11 protein-coding genes and 2 pseudogenes are annotated in these 14,943 nt (G+C 62.1%); 3 read left to right on the forward strand and 10 right to left on the reverse strand.

Annotation, left to right across the window (positions count from 1 at the left end; translation table 11 throughout):
• The first annotated feature begins 52 nt into the window (after positions 1-52).
• Entirely contained in the window at positions 53-328 is a 276-nt protein-coding gene (locus tag V6093_RS19805; RefSeq protein WP_003249289.1) for a polyhydroxyalkanoic acid system family protein, read from the forward strand.
• Between the two features lie 18 nt (positions 329-346).
• Here V6093_RS19805 and V6093_RS19810 read toward each other — a convergent pair whose 3' ends face one another.
• Entirely contained in the window at positions 347-5,107 is a 4,761-nt protein-coding gene (locus V6093_RS19810; RefSeq protein WP_406669589.1) for a hypothetical protein, read from the reverse strand.
• Between the two features lie 179 nt (positions 5,108-5,286).
• On the opposite strand from V6093_RS19810, the gene V6093_RS19815 reads away from it, so the two are divergent.
• Positions 5,287-5,706 carry a phasin family protein gene (locus V6093_RS19815; protein ID WP_003249293.1) on the forward strand — a complete coding sequence of 140 codons (420 nt, stop codon included), beginning with the start codon at positions 5,287-5,289 and terminating at the stop codon, positions 5,704-5,706.
• Between the two features lie 10 nt (positions 5,707-5,716).
• Positions 5,717-6,505 (forward strand): phasin family protein, encoded by a 789-nt coding sequence (locus V6093_RS19820; protein WP_004576727.1) that lies wholly within the window; start codon positions 5,717-5,719, stop codon positions 6,503-6,505.
• A gap of 111 nt (positions 6,506-6,616) precedes the next feature.
• Here V6093_RS19820 and V6093_RS19825 read toward each other — a convergent pair whose 3' ends face one another.
• The 9 genes and pseudogenes from V6093_RS19825 to V6093_RS19865 form a co-directional block, all read right to left on the reverse strand.
• A complete protein-coding gene (locus V6093_RS19825) occupies positions 6,617-7,231 on the reverse strand; it encodes a TetR/AcrR family transcriptional regulator (RefSeq protein ID WP_003249297.1) in 615 nt (204 codons plus the stop codon).
• Positions 7,232-7,243: 12 nt separating this feature from the next.
• Positions 7,244-8,926 carry a class II poly(R)-hydroxyalkanoic acid synthase gene (gene phaC, locus V6093_RS19830; RefSeq protein ID WP_004576726.1) on the reverse strand — a complete coding sequence of 561 codons (1,683 nt, stop codon included), beginning with the start codon at positions 8,924-8,926 and terminating at the stop codon, positions 7,244-7,246.
• 49 nt (positions 8,927-8,975) lie between these two features.
• Positions 8,976-9,827 carry a poly(3-hydroxyalkanoate) depolymerase gene (phaZ, locus tag V6093_RS19835; RefSeq protein ID WP_003249302.1) on the reverse strand — a complete coding sequence of 284 codons (852 nt, stop codon included), beginning with the start codon at positions 9,825-9,827 and terminating at the stop codon, positions 8,976-8,978.
• A 62-nt stretch (positions 9,828-9,889) separates the two neighbouring features.
• Positions 9,890-11,569 carry a class II poly(R)-hydroxyalkanoic acid synthase gene (phaC, locus tag V6093_RS19840; RefSeq protein WP_004576724.1) on the reverse strand — a complete coding sequence of 560 codons (1,680 nt, stop codon included), beginning with the start codon at positions 11,567-11,569 and terminating at the stop codon, positions 9,890-9,892.
• A gap of 268 nt (positions 11,570-11,837) precedes the next feature.
• Positions 11,838-12,215 (reverse strand): gamma-butyrobetaine hydroxylase-like domain-containing protein, encoded by a 378-nt coding sequence (locus V6093_RS19845; RefSeq protein ID WP_003249306.1) that lies wholly within the window; start codon positions 12,213-12,215, stop codon positions 11,838-11,840.
• Between the two features lie 166 nt (positions 12,216-12,381).
• The gene (gene hslU / locus V6093_RS19850) at positions 12,382-13,725 is read right to left on the reverse strand and encodes an ATP-dependent protease ATPase subunit HslU (RefSeq protein WP_003249308.1); all 1,344 of its coding nucleotides are present in this window, start codon (positions 13,723-13,725) and stop codon (positions 12,382-12,384) included.
• Positions 13,726-13,801: 76 nt separating this feature from the next.
• A complete protein-coding gene (gene hslV / locus V6093_RS19855) occupies positions 13,802-14,332 on the reverse strand; it encodes an ATP-dependent protease subunit HslV (RefSeq protein WP_003249309.1) in 531 nt (176 codons plus the stop codon).
• Between the two features lie 244 nt (positions 14,333-14,576).
• A pseudogene (locus V6093_RS19860) lies at positions 14,577-14,651 on the reverse strand (dihydroorotase); the annotation flags it as partial.
• A gap of 155 nt (positions 14,652-14,806) precedes the next feature.
• Positions 14,807-14,881: pseudogene (locus tag V6093_RS19865) on the reverse strand (dihydroorotase); the annotation flags it as partial.
• Positions 14,882-14,943 lie beyond the last annotated feature (62 nt).

Raw genomic sequence — 14,943 nt, forward strand, 5'->3', positions numbered from 1 at the left:
CGGCAGGGGCGGGCATAATGCTCATTATGTCTACATCTTCAGGAACGCCCGCATGACCCAGATCAGCGTCGAACGCAAACACTCCCTCGGCCGTGATGCCGCCCGCGCCAAGGCCGAAGCGCTGGTCGACAAGCTCAGCCGCGAGTACGACCTCAAGGCCACCTGGAACGGTGACCGCGTGGACGTTGCGCGCAGTGGCGCCAATGGCAGTGTGCACATTGGCGACGACAGCATCCGTGTCGAATTGAAGCTGGGCATGATGCTGTCGATGATGAGCGGCACCATCAAGGGTGAGATCGAGCGGGCGCTGGACAAGGCCCTGGCCTGAGCCAGGGCCGCTCTCTGGCTACTGCGGCGCGTCCGCCGGGAAGGGAATGATGCCAATCACCTGCTCCAGGCGCAGATCGCCGCGGTAGATCGCGATGCGCTCCCGTGCGCTTGCGGCGTGCTCGAGCAGGGCCTTGCGGCCCCTTACGCCTGCATCCCAGAATTTGAGGTGGCCCTTGACGAAGTCATGCCCCCTCGCTTCGAGGTTGGGATAGTGAAAATGTGCCTCCCACAGTACCCGCTGTGGCGCTTGCACATCGCGAATCTCGTAGACGTCGAGGTAATCATTGGCGTGACGTAGCTGCCGGCGAATCACGGTCTGCCTGATCCGAATCCGCTTCTGCTCAGCCAGGAAGCGAAGGGCCTTGCCGTCGGGATGGCGGGTGTTCAGATACGCGTCGGTGAGCAGCCGAAGCCTTTCGTGATGGACGCGGTCTACCGCTGCCCGAAGGAGATCGACCAAGCTGGCATCCAGTGGATTGTTCAGCTCGGTCAGTTGCTGCTGCACGTCGCGCATGTCACCTGCTGGCCATTCCAGAAAGTCGGCCAGGCTGTTGGGCTCATCGGCATAGTGCGCGGCGAAGGCAATTTTCCCATCCACCTCTGCCAGCAGGCGGCTTGCTCGCTGGCGCAGCTGTGCCCGGTCGTGCTGGGCCGGCCGCGCTTGCTCAGGCACGGCATGCCACACCCCGTCGCGTTGCGCAAAACTGCCTGCAGGCTCCTGGTTGAATGCACTGCGCTGGATGGCCCGATTGCCCATTTGGTCGATTTCCACCAGCAGCGGTCGACCTCGGTCAACACGGATGACCCGGCGCCTGATCGTTGCGGGGCGATGGTAGGGCGCTGGCGAGGGGGGACTGATGCCGCTGTCGAGGTTGGTCAGGGTCGCGCTCAGTTGCTGCTCCGTGATCTGGGTAATGCTGGACAGTTCGCGTATGTATTCGTCCAGCACGTCAGCGACCAGCGCAGGCGAGTCCAGTGTCCTCATGTATTGGGCGCGATCCAGCACGGTACGGTATTTCTGAAGGATATCCTCAAGCAGTTCGGCTTTGACCTGGGCCGTCTCTTCGGTCGCGGCCAGCCCGTCGTGGCTCCAAACCGTTCGGCTGAATTCGATGCCGCTGAGCGGCGCGCGCATCGCAAGCAAATGCTCGGCCGTGTCCGCAGAGAGCCGGGTCTTGTCCACGGCGAGGTAGGCCAGGTCACTGAGCAACTGGGCCCGAATGACCAGTGTCGAATACGTCCTGCGTCGAATGGTCTGGGCGAGTTTCGTGGCTTTATTGGCAAAATCGATCTTGGGGTCCTGCAGTGCTTCCGCCAGGGTCCGGTCCAGTCGCTGGCTGACGACAAGCAGGCGGCGGCTGGCCTGGCTAGAATCGCGGACCCGTTCGCGATAATCGAGGTATTGCTGTATCTGCTCGGCAGTCTCTGGAACGCGGGGCAGCCCGATGGACTGTGCGCTCAGCGCCTGGTGGTCGACCTGCTCCAGCAAGCGGCGGCACAGCAGCATGTCGTTTTCGATGGCTGCACCGTACCAATTGCCGTATCGGCGTCGGTTCGGGGCTCGGGTGTCGAATTTGCTGAACCGAGGTTCGGCCATCTCCTTGAATACTTCGATATTCCCGTGCAGCAGCGTGCTCTGCCGTTCCAGGTACAGCGCGGATGCCCTGATTTCCGGTAAGTGGCGTAGGCGCTGGGCTTTGAGTGCCTGCATCTGAAGCTGCAAGGCTGGCGGCGGTGTAGCGCGCTCATGTGCAGGTAATGCATCGATAGCAAGGCTGTATTCCAGCGCGAGGTCGTCATAAGCCTGCAGTTGTACTTGGCTGCGTTCCATCAGTGGTGCCATCTGATTCAGCGCGTGTTGGTTAGCCGTGGCGGTTGCGCTCAACGTGTCGAACCGCTGGCGGTTTTCCGCGTTGATGGATTGCCTGTTCCTTGGCATGCCGCCAAAGAGGGTCAGATTCAAAGTCCATTGGCCATGCCAGCGCGTCAACCAGGGGCCTTTTTGGCGTTCACGACCAACGATATGGTAGCCGTCCGGGGCACCATCCCAATGGGACACCCATTCGCTGCTGCTCGGCTCTGGGCCGATGATCTGCATGCCGTTCCAGGTCTCGATGACCTCATAGACGTCATCGCCCAGCTTGACGTAGTAACGGCCGGCGATATTGAACAACCCACGCAAACGGCCCCTTGTCAGTGGCGCGTGCCCTTCGAGTGGCTGCGAGGCTTGCAGTTGGGCCAGTGACTGGCGTTCCTGTACCGACAGGTTGCTCAGGCGCTGTTCGTCATGCCAGCTTTCTACACGCACGCGCGTGGGCTGCGGCGCCTCGACGGGGGCCTGCCACGGTTTCTCCTGTGGCTGCTCGAACGCTGGGGGCGGGGATTCTTCCTTCGGTGCAGGGCCTGAAAAACGCAACGTAACGGCCGCTTCGCTGTTGGCAGGTGGCGTTGCGGGGCGGTGGGCAAGGAGCAAGGCCAGGTTGGTGAGCAGGTCTATGGCGGCGACGATCTTATCGTCACCGCTGCGCTTGATCAGCGCTTCCACGTCTTCCTTGGCCGCCGACAGCGCCACGACCAGCCACACCAGGGTGGTCACCGGGCCATGCCAAAGCTGGGTGACGGTATTGAAGATCGCCCAGGCAGCCTCCTTCACCAAAGCCCGCACTTCCTGGGCATTGGAAACGCTGTTGCTGGCCGAGGCCAATAACATGGTCTCGATGCGGGCGTTGAACAGGTGGGTGTCCAGATCTTCCGTCCACGCCTCGAACGAGACCTGGACCGGGCGTCTGAGGCGTTGCAAAAGGCCGTCCAGTAGCTCGACCGGCACATTGAGCAGGTGCGTCAGCGCTTTAATGTTCGGGTGCAAGTGCGGGTGCTTGAACCCGTCGTTCTGGTAAATCGGGCGCGCGTCATCGTCGAGCCAGGCCAATACGCTCTCTTGCAGTTCGCCCCTGCTGCGGATTGCGTCCATCAGCAACTCGAGGGTCGGAAATTCCTGCAACGCCCTGTCGGCATAGAAGGGGCGGTACAAGACCCAGGTGCCGCTTGCCGGTATTTCGATAATGAACATCCCGTGCGCCACATCGCTTGCTGAAGCGCCAGGCGCGCAAAGGAACGCCAGGGGGGCGATGCGCAGAAGGTCCGCGCCATTGTCCATGCCCTGGCAGAACCTGAGCATTGCCTGGCTTGCCGCTTCGCCAAGCTGTCGCTCGATCTTGGCCTTCAGCGTGCTGAACCGAAGGGCGTAACGCCATTCCCTGGCATGCTGGCGGATTCGCTCGGCCCTGCGCGGCTGGGTGTTGACTTGGTCCTTCAGGTAGGAGGGGTAGTGACCGCCGATGTCGACCTGATGAATCAGGCCCCTGATCTGGTCGATGCTCAGCCAGTCGGTCACAGGCGAGCCGTCCTCGAAGTTCATCCCGCTCATCACCTCGCCAGCCTCCAGCCGCAGGCGTGAAACTGCCAAGTCGGTCAGGGGCACCGTGCGCAAGAACAGTGACTGCCCTTGTGTGCCGGCGCCGATGATGGCTTGGGAAATGCGGATGTGCACCTCGTTCGGGTCGTGCACCGCCTTGTCTGGGTAGCTGGTCTGCAGGGTCTCACGCAAGCGGCGAGCGGCGTAATCACGGATATCCTCGACATCGCCCAGCGATGTGCGACCCTTCGACCGACCTTGGTTCGCCGCCAGATCGAGCAGTGCAGTGTGATAGGCATAGCGGTCCTCAGCGCTGGCATTGAGCAGCCATCGCGGCGGACTGACGGCGGGTGCAGTTCGTTCCTGCGAAGGCAGGTCGAAGAAGTAAGCTGACGGGTCGCTCACCTGGCGCAGTTGTCGCTCCATTTCGTCGACGGTTGTCAGGCCGCCAATACGCAGGCGGCCGATGTCGTCCAGGATATCGTTCAGTAGCTGCCTGGCCTGGAAGGCGAAAGGGCGTCCGATTACTGGCGTGTGTGCCCAGGACAACGTTTCGAAGCGATAACGTTGCGCTAGCTGCCGTTGCAGCGCGGTGGCAAAGCTGGGCAGGTCGACATGGCGATGAACCGAACCGCAGGGCTTGCATTGCAGAACCAGGCTGCGGGTGCCGCTTGTGGTGATGAGCAACAGATCCGGTAGGGTAACGGTGTGTGTCCCGCCATCCGTTCCGAGCGTGACTTGTATCGCCTCGACAGTCAGGCTGTCGTGTACCCCGTCGAGCAGTGCGTACATTGCAGCTTTTGCATCATCTTCAAGGCCTTGACGAGGGAGGTTCTCGAGCAAGGCAGCCTTGATGGTGTGCTCCAGCCAGAGCATGCGCGAGACTTGGCTGTCTTCGTCGAGCCCGTTCCAGAAGCCGATCTGGGCTTGCTGGAAGGCGGGTATCAACGCGCCAAGCACTGTATCGAAGTCTTCGTTGAGCTTTGTCAGGTCCGGCATGATTTCGGGCTGGCGAAGGTTGTCCTGGTCTTGCTCCTGAATTTGAAACACATGGGGAGGGCTGATGCTCAGCCTGTCTGCGGCGCCCAGTTGCACACGTTCCTTGGCCAGAAAATGCCTCAGAAGCTCGTCCACCAGCCCGCTCTGACGTGAGAGGTCATCGGTGCTGGCCGGTGCATGCAGGATGACGAAAGGATCGAGCGATGTGATGTGAGGGTGGTTACGGTGCACCCATGGATACCGGTCGCTGAAAATCTGGAATGCTTCTTTTGATAAAACGTCCCGCAGGCTGGGTCGTTTGGAGAAACAGGCTGCCACGCGTTGCTTGAACGTCAGCCTGGGTGGGATTGCTGCAGCAGTCATAGCGTCGATGTCCGTGAGGTGAAGCCTGCGACGCTAGCGCTATGGTCAAAGGGGCTTGCGGTATATAGATGTGACAACGAAGACCTTAGGGTGAGGTTTCTAATTTTCTTCCCTACCTTATGCTCAAGCCCAGCCTCCATGGGCGGTTTTCCACCACTCATGAGCATGAGGTACACAGCATGGCCAAAGTGATTGTGAAGAAAAAAGACGAAGCCCTGGGCACGCTTGGCGAGGTGCGCGGCTATGCGCGCAAGATCTGGCTGGCCGGTATCGGCGCCTACGCCCGCGTCGGTCAGGAAGGCTCTGACTACTTCAAAGAGCTGGTCAGGGCGGGTGAAGGTGTCGAGACGCGCGGCAAGAAGCGCATCGACAAAGAGCTCGATGCCGCCAACCACCAGCTTGACGAAGTCGGTGAAGAAGTGAACCGCGTACGCGGCAAGGTAGAAATTCAACTCGACAAGATCGAAAAAGCTTTCGACGCACGGGTCGGTCGCGCCTTGAATCGCCTGGGTATTCCGTCTAAACATGACGTTGAGGCGTTGTCGATCAAGCTTGAACAGTTGCATGAGCTGCTTGAGCGCGTCGCGCACAAACCATAAGGAGAGCAGGATGGCTGGCAAGAAGAACACCGAAAAAGAAAGCAGCTCCTGGGTCGGCGGGATCGAGAAATACTCCCGCAAGATCTGGCTGGCGGGGCTGGGTATCTATTCGAAGATCGACCAGGACGGCCCGAAGCTGTTCGACTCGCTGGTGAAGGATGGCGAGAAGGCCGAGAAGCAGGCGAAAAAGACGGCTGAAGATGTTGCCGAGACTGCCAAGTCCTCGACCACTTCGCGGGTGTCGGGCGTGAAGGACCGTGCGCTGGGCAAGTGGAGCGAACTTGAAGAAGCCTTCGACAAGCGCCTTAACAGTGCCATCTCGCGCCTTGGTGTACCGAGCCGCAACGAGATCAAGGCACTGCACCAGCAGGTGGACAGCCTGACCAAGCAGATCGAGAAGCTGACCGGTGCTTCGGTTACGCCGATTTCGTCGCGCACTGCAGCAACCAAGCCGGCTGCGAGCAAGGCTGCGGCCAAGCCACTGGCCAAGGCAGCGGCAGCCAAACCTGCGGCGAAAACGGCGGCGGCCAAACCTGCTGCTAAAACCGCAGCGGCAAAACCCGCAGCCAAAACCGCAGCGGAAAAACCTGCAGCCAAGCCTGCAGCAGCCAAGCCTGCGGCGAAGCCGGCAGCGGCCAAGAAACCTGCGGTGAAGAAGGCGCCGGCCAAACCGGCAGCCGCCAAGCCGGCGGCCCCAGCGGCCAGCGCTGCGCCTGCTGCGACCACTGCACCGGCACCTGCCGCTACCCCGGCCAGCAGCACGCCATCGGCACCTACCGGCACCGGTACCCTGATCTGATACCGCGTCGCCTTCTTCGCGGGTAAACCCACTCCCACAAGATGCGCCAAACCTTGTAGGAGCGGGTTTACCCGCGATTGCGTCGGCTGAAACACAACATCTCCAGCAGGCCTACCCCTCCAGGTACTTCACTGCCAGCTGCTCCGCCGCCGCCCGGGCCTGGGCCTGCAGATGCGGCGCCACCAGCATCATCACCTGGTACACCACGATCCCCACATCCCCCTCGCGCCCCAGCACGCGCTGGTAATCCAGCGAGAACATCAGCGTCAGTGTGATCTGCTCAACCAGTTGCCCCAGCGCCTGGGTATCGCTCTCTACCAGCCCTTGGCTCTTCAGGCTGGCCAACAGCGCCGCCAGCGTGCGTTTGACTGCAGTGATCAGGCTGCGCATGCCTCGGGCGAGCTTGGGCAGGCGCCCGGTCAGGTTGGACAGGTCCTGGAACAGGAAGCGGTACTGAGCCATGCGCTCGACGATCAAGTGCAGAAACAGCCAGTAGTCCTCTGCGTCCAGGCGCACCTCCAGCGGCGGGTCCAGCAACGGCATCAACGCTTCTTCAAAACGCTCGAACAAGCCCAGTACCAAGGGCTCCTTGCCATGGAAGTGGTAGTACAGGTTGCCTGGGCTGATGCCGAGTTCGTTGGCAATTTCCAGGGTGGATACGTTGGGTTCGCCCTGCTGGTTGAACAACTGCAGGGCGCATTCAAGGATACGGTCGCGGGTTTTCATCCAGTCAGCAGCTCATCGGGTCAGCACGTAGGTGCCTGGCGCGGGGCCTAGCGGTGGGTAAGTGGCGTTGCCCAGTTCAGTGCGCGGCGCCTTGAGCAGGCCGGAGCGTGCGGTGATCCACTCCAGCCACAACGGCCACCAGCTGCCTTCACTGCGCTTGGCGTCGTGGAACCAGGCGCGTGGGTCGCTGCTCAGCTTGGGGTTGGCCAGGTAGTAGGCCTTGGGGTTGCCTGGCGGGTTGATGATGCTCTGGATATGCCCGCTGTTGGCCAGCACGAAGCGCCGCTCGCCACCCAGTAGCAAGGCCGAGCGGTACACCGCGTCCCATGGCGTGATGTGGTCGTTGCTGCCGGCCACGGTAAAGCTGTCGATATTGACCTGCTGCAGGTCAATCGGTGTACCGCACACCTCCAGCCCGGACGCGTAGGTCAAGGGGTTGAGCTTGAAAAACTCCAGCAGGTCGCCATGCAGCGCGGCGGGCAGGCGCGTGCTGTCGGCATTCCAGTACAGGATGTCGAACGCCGGCGGCGTCTTGCCGAGCAGGTAGTTGTTGACCCAGTAGTTCCAGATCAGGTCGTTGGGCCGCATCCAGGCGAAGATCCGCGCCACTTCGCCACCGTCCAGCACGCCGCGCTGATAAGAGCGGCGCTTGGCCGCTTCGATGGTCTGCTCATCGGCGAACAGGCTGGCCGGGCTTTCGAACTTGCTGTCCAGCAAGCTGACCAGATAGGTGGCACTGCGTACCCGGCGCAATTGCTGCTTGGCTTGCAGGTGGCCTTGCAGTGCGGCCATGGTCAGGCCGCCGGCACAGGCGCCCATCAGGTTGGGGTCGCGGTTGCCGCTGATACTGCGGCAGGCATTGAGCGCTTCCTCCAGGGCTTGCACGTAGCTGGAAAGGCCCCATTCACGGTGGCGTGGGTCGGGGTTGCGCCAGCTGACCATGAACACCTGCAAGCCGCTTTTGAGCATGTACTGGACAAAGCTGTTGGTAGCGCTGAGGTCGAAGATGTAGAACTTGTTGATCTGAGGCGGCACGACCAGCAGTGGGCGTGCGTGCTGCTTTTCGCTCATCGGCGAGTACTGGATCAGCTCCAGCAGCTCGTTGCGAAATACCACTGCGCCAGGGGTCGCAGCCAGGTTGGCGCCTACTTCGAAGGCGCGCTCGTCCACCTGACGCGGCAGCCCATCGTTGTGACGCAGGTCGTCGAGCAGGTGGGCCACGCCGCGTACCAGGCTCTGGCCGCCGGTGTTGAACAGCTCCTTGACCGCCAGCGGATTGAGCAGTGAGTTGCTGGGCGCCAGCGCATCGTTGATCAGGTTGAACAGGAAGTGGGCGCGGGCTCGATCATCGTCGTTCAAATGGCTTTCATCGATCCACTGGCGTGTCTGCTTCTGCCAGGCCAGATAGGCCTGCAGGCCGCGGCGATAGAACGGGTTCTGGCTCCAGGTCGGGTCACTGAAGCGTGCGTCACGCGGGTTCGGCTGGTAGGGCGTGTCCCCCAGCATCACCCGCCCCAACTGCCCGCCAAGCGCCAGCAGATGATGCGCGGTATGCAGCGGGTGGCGCAGGCCGTGGCGGCCGACGTTGCGCAGCGTGGAAAGCAGGTCGCGGCCGCGCAGGCCGAGGATGGCGTTCTGCACGTTCATGCGGGTGGCGGGGAGCGTTGTCGATCCTTTGGCCGGTTTGTCTTTCATGGCAACACTCCCTCGTCTGATCCATTTCCCCTGTCAGGCCGCAGCTGTTTCACCCCCCCGAGGCCGGACGGGGATGCATGACCGCACGCTGACGTTCTTCCTGCAGGAACTTCATGATGATCGGGGCGACGGCTTCGGCACGGGTGATCAGGAACAGATGGCCGTCGTCGATAATGTGTAGCTGGGCATTGGGAATCCGCCAGGCCAGCAGGCGCATGTTGATCAGCGGGATCAGCGGGTCGTCGTCACCGGCCAGTACCAGGGTGGGCTGCTGGATCTTGTGCAGCCAGTGGATGCTGGTCCAGCCCAGCCCGGCGAACAGCTGCCAGTAGTAGCCCAGCTTGCCGCCGGAGCGCACTTTGGCAGCATGGTGCATGGCCAGGTCGGGGTCACGTCGGAAGCCGCCGCCATAGATCATCGGTGCAATGCGGATGACATGCGACGGCTGCACGTAACGCCGGGGGCTGGCCATCATCCACAGCACCTTGGGCTTGCCTGGCACCATTACCGCACCGGCAGCGGTGGCGGCCAGCACCAGTTTCTTGCAGCGCTCGGGGTAATCGTGAGCAAACTGCTGGGCCAGGGCGCCGCCCCAGGACACGCCGATGACGTTGACCTGGCCGTAGTCGAGGTAGTCGAGCATGCGTGCGGTCAGCTTGGCCAGCCCAGGGAAGCGATACGGGTGGCGTGGTGTGGACGAGCCGCCGACCCCAGGCACATCGAAGGCGATGACTTCCAGGTCCGGGTCAAGTGCATCGATGAACGGGAACACCAGCTCGAGGTTGGCGCCGATGCCGTTGAAGATCAGCAACGGCGTCAGGTGCGGTTTGCCGGGGCGAACAGCGGTGCGGATGGACTGGTGGTCCAGCTCGACGGTCCTGAAAATATAGGGTTGCGGCATGCACGTGACTCTTGGGTGAAGTAAACACCGTGGCGCCCCGCAGGCCGCCACGGCGCTGTAACTCAACGCTCGTGAACGTAGGTGCCTGGGGAGGCTTCGCCGGCCGCGTAGGCACGGTTGCCCAGGCGGGTCGGTGCCTTTTTCAGCGCGCCGGCACGCTCGCCCAGCCAACTTTGCCAGTGCAACCACCAGGAGTCTGCATGCTTGGTGGCGTTTTCCTGCCAGGCCACCGGGTCCCCCGGGCGGTCGGCACCGGTCATGAAACGTGCCTTCGGGTTGCCCGGCGGGTTGAGGATGCTCTGGATATGCCCGCTGTTGGACAGTACGAATTCGATCTTGCCACCGAACAGATGTGCCGAGCGGTAGCATGACGGCCATGGGGTGATGTGGTCGTTGGTGCCGGCGAGGCTGTAGATGTCGCATTTGACCTGTTTCAGGTCGATCGCGGTGCCGCACACTTCCAGGGCATCGGGGCGGGTCAGCGGGTTGCTTTTGAACATTTCGATCAGGTCGCCGTGGAAGGCGGCCGGCAGGCGCGTGGTGTCGTTGTTCCAGAACAGGATGTCGAACACGGGGGGCTCATTGCCGAGCAGGTAGTTGTTAACCCAGTAATTCCAGATCAGGTCGTTGGGGCGCATCCAGGCGAACACCTTGGCCATTTCGCTGCCTTCCAGCACGCCCGCCTGATAAGAGTGGCGCTTGGCGGCCTCCAAGGTCTGCTCGTCGACAAACAATGCAACCTGGTTGTCCATGGTGGTGTCCAGCACGCTGACCAGCAGGGTCAGGGCGTTGACCTTGTTCTCGCCAATGGCGGCATAGTGGCCGACCAGAGCGGTACAGGTGATGCCGCCGGAGCAGGCGCCGAGCATGTTCAAGTCCTTGCTGCCGGTAATCGCCAGTACCGCGTCGACGGCTTCTTTCAGCGCATCGATGTAGGTGGACAGGCCCCACTCGCGCTGGGCCTTGGTCGGGTTGCGCCAGCTGATGATGAAGGTCTGCTGCTGCGAGCGCAGGCAGAAGCGCGCCAGGCTCTTTTCCGGGCTGAGGTCGAACACGTAGAACTTGTTGATCTGCGGCGGCACCACCAGCAGCGGGCGGGCATGCACCTGTTCGGTGATGGGGCTGTACTGGATCAGTTCCAGCACATCGTTGCGGTACACCACCGCGCCTTCACTGGTGCCCAGGTTCTTGCCCACTTCGAAGGCATCCATGTTCACCTGGCTGGGCATGCCGCCGTTATTGACCATGTCCTTGGCCAGGTTGGACAGGCCATCGAGCAGGCTCTTGCCGCCGGTTTCGAAGAAGCGTTTGACCGCAGCCGGGTTGGACAGGGTATTGGTCGGCGCCATGGCCTCGGTCATCAGGTTGATGACGAACTGGCCGCGGCTGATGTCCTGGGGGGACAGGTCGCTGCTGCTCACCCAGTCCTGCAGCTCCTTGCGCCAGGCCAGGTAGGTTTGCAGGTAGCGACGGTACAGCGGGTTGTTGCTCCAGGCCGGGTCATTGAAGCGACGGTCGTCGCTGTCCGGGGCCAGGCTGGATTTGCCCAGCAACACGTTCTTCAGCTCCAGGCCAAAGTGAGCCACATGCTTGGCGCTGTGCAGCGGTTGGCGCACGGCCTGGCGCAGCACGGTGCGTGCCGAGCTCAACAGGTCCTTGCGGCGGATGCCGATGACCGGGTTCAGCCCCAGGGTGTTTTCCGAGGCCTGCCGCTGCAGCTCATCGTTGTTCTTGTTACTCATCTACGACGCTCCGTTGTCCTGAGACGAGTACCGGTTGCTGTGGTGGGTGCACAGCCCTGAGCCCGGTACTGCTACTCGGGTGACCAGTGATAAGGAACAGCGGTGCTGCGTGGGTGCTGACGACCTGCAAAGTGATGCAGGGAACTTGCCACACCCATTGGTTACCCGACTTTCGTGTAATGCGCAAGACAGCCCTTCACTGGGCTGTCTGCAAGTCATTCAAACAGATGAATTTAGAAAATGCGCTCTAAACCCCTCAGGCCTTGCGCTAGAGCATGAGCTTGACCACAGATTCGGCTGGGTCGCGAGATTTGCCGGCCTTGTGCAACTCGTCGAGGTATTCCGCCCACAGTTGTTCCTGGCGCAGGCACAGTTGCTCAAGGTATTCCCAGGTGAACAAGCCGCTGTCATGGCCGTCGTCGAAGGTCAGTTTCAGTGCATATTGGCCGGCAGGTTCCAGGCCACTGAGGCCAACGTTGATCTTGCCGAACTGCAGGATGGGGTTGCCGTGGCCCTGGACCTCGGCGGAGGGTGAGTGCACGCGCAGGAACTCGGCGGGCAGGTGGTAGACCTCGCCGGGCGCGTAGGTGAGGCTGAGGGTTTTGGAGGCTTTGTGCAGGTTGATGGCGGTAGGCAGGCGGGCCATGGGCAGAATCTCTCGGGAGCTGATGAAGCACAGCTTCCAGCTTATGGGGGAGGGATTCAAGGGCCTCTTCGCGGGCAAGCCCGCCCCTGCACGGATCACCACAGGCCCAAGGGATGGGGTGACATGTGCAGGAGCGGGCTTGCCCGCGAAACTGTCGAAAACGGTCTTACAGGATGTAACGCGACAGGTCTTCGTTCTGTGCCAGCTCACCCAGGTGGCTGTTCACATACGCCGCGTCAATCTGGATCGGCGCTTCGTCATGGGTGCTGGCCAGGTCGCCCGCACTGAACGACACCTCTTCGAGCAAACGCTCGAGCAGGGTGTGCAGGCGGCGGGCACCGATGTTTTCGGTCTTCTCGTTGACCTGGTAGGCAATCTCGGCCAGGCGCTTGATGCCGTCGGCGAGGAACTCGATGTTCAGGCCTTCGGTCTTCAGCAATGCCTGGTACTGCTCGGTCAGCGACGCGTGCGGCTCCTGCAGGATACGCTCGAAGTCTTCCGGGGTCAGTGCCTTCAGCTCGACACGAATCGGCAGGCGGCCTTGCAGCTCGGGCACCAGGTCGCTCGGCTTGCTCAGGTGGAATGCACCCGAGGCAATGAACAGAATGTGATCGGTCTTGACCATGCCCAGCTTGGTGTTGACGGTGCAGCCTTCGATCAGCGGCAGCAGGTCGCGCTGCACGCCTTCACGGGACACATCGGCGCCGCCAACGTTGCCGCGCTTGGCAACCTTGTCGATTTCGTCGATGAACACGATGCCGTGCTGTTCGACCGCTTCCAGGGCCTTCGCCTTGAGTTCTTCCTCGTTGACCAGGCGGCTCGCTTCTTCATCGCGAACCATCTTCAGCGCTTCTTTCACCTTCAGCTTGCGCGCTTTGCGCTTGCCCTTGCCCATGTTGGCAAACAGGCTCTGCAGCTGGTTGGTCATTTCTTCCATGCCGGGCGGCGCAGCAATTTCGACACCGACGGCATCGGCCACTTCAATCTCGATTTCCTTGTCGTCCAGCTGGCCTTCGCGCAGGCGCTTGCGGAACAGCTGGCGGGTGTTGGAGTCGCTGCTGGTCTGCGCGGCTTCTTCGCTGAAGCTGGTGACGCGTGCCTGGGGCAGCAGGGCGTCGAGGATGCGGTCTTCGGCGGCGTCTTCAGCGCGGTGGCGCACGCGGATGATTTCCTGCTCGCGCAGCATCTTCAACGCGGCATCGGCCAGGTCACGGATGATCGACTCGACGTCGCGGCCCACGTAGCCCACTTCGGTGAACTTGGTGGCTTCGACCTTGAGGAACGGCGCGTTGGCCAGTTTGGCCAGCCGGCGGGCGATTTCGGTCTTGCCGACGCCGGTAGGGCCGATCATCAGGATGTTCTTGGGGGTAACTTCGGCACGCAGCTCGGCTGGGAGCTGCATGCGCCGCCAGCGGTTGCGCAGGGCAATGGCCACGGCGCGCTTGGCGTCGTCCTGGCCGATGATGTGGCGGTTGAGTTCGTGGACGATCTCGCGGGGGGTCATGGACATGATCAATACGGTCCTTGGGCAGGTGAGTCAGCGTGGAAAAGCCCCTTCACCGGGAAGGGGCGCCAGAACAGCTGAATCAGTCGGCCAGGTCCTGCTCCTCGATGGTCAGGTTGTGGTTGGTGAACACGCAGATGTCGCCGGCGATGTTCAGGGCGGTCTCGGCGATTTCGCGGGCCGAGAGGTCGGTCTTGTTCAGCAGGGCACGGGCTGCGGCCTGGGCATAGGCGCCGCCGGAACCCATGGCGATCAGGCCATCTTCGGGTTCGACCACGTCACCGTTGCCGGTGATGATCAGGGATGCATCCTTGTTGGCCACGGCCAGCATGGCTTCCAGGCGGCTCAGGGAGCGGTCGGTACGCCATTCCTTGGCCAGCTCGACGGCGGCGCGTACCAGGTGACCCTGGTGTTTTTCCAGCTGACCTTCAAAGCGCTCGAACAGGGTGAAGGCGTCGGCAGTGGCGCCGGCGAAGCCCGCGATGACCTGGCCGTGGTACAGGCGGCGCACCTTCTTGGCGTTGCCTTTCATCACGGTGTTGCCAAGGGATACCTGGCCGTCGCCGCCCATGACGACTTTGCCGTTACGGCGGACAGAAACGATTGTGGTCAAGGGGAGAGTCTCCACGCAGCGGGGCGAAAGTGCCTGATGCAGACTCATATGGGGGTGGGGGGAAGGATTTCAACCGGGGGGGATGAATGGTTGGTGCAGGCTAAAGGTTGCAGGCGGTCAATGTGTGGCGGCCTTGCGTCGCGAAAGGGCCGCGCAGCGGCCCCAGGATCTCGGCATCATGCATAGATTGCTGGGGCCGCTTTGCGGCCCTATCGCGACACAAGGCCGCTCCCACAGACGTTACTCACGCCTCGTGGCAGATGTGCCCATCGACCAAGGTATAACGCACTGCACCCGGCAGGCAGCGGCCGATAAATGGTTGGTACAGGCTCAAAGTTGTACGCGGTCAATGTGGGAGCGGCCTTGCGTCGCGAAAGGGCCGCGCAGCGGCCCCAGGATCTCGGCATCATGCATAGATTGCTGGGGCCGCTATGCGGCCCTATCGCGACACAAGGCCGCTCCCACAGGCGTTACTCAGGCCTCGTGGCAGATGTGTCCATCGACCAAGGTATAACGCACTGCACCCGGCAGGCAGCGGCCGATAAATGGTTGGTACAGGCTCAAGGTTGTACGCGGTCAATGTGGGAGCGGCCTTGCGTCGCGAAAGGGCC

Source organism: Pseudomonas putida group bacterium ESBL64 (assembly GCF_045277175.1).
Lineage (GTDB): Bacteria > Pseudomonadota > Gammaproteobacteria > Pseudomonadales > Pseudomonadaceae > Aquipseudomonas > Aquipseudomonas alloputida.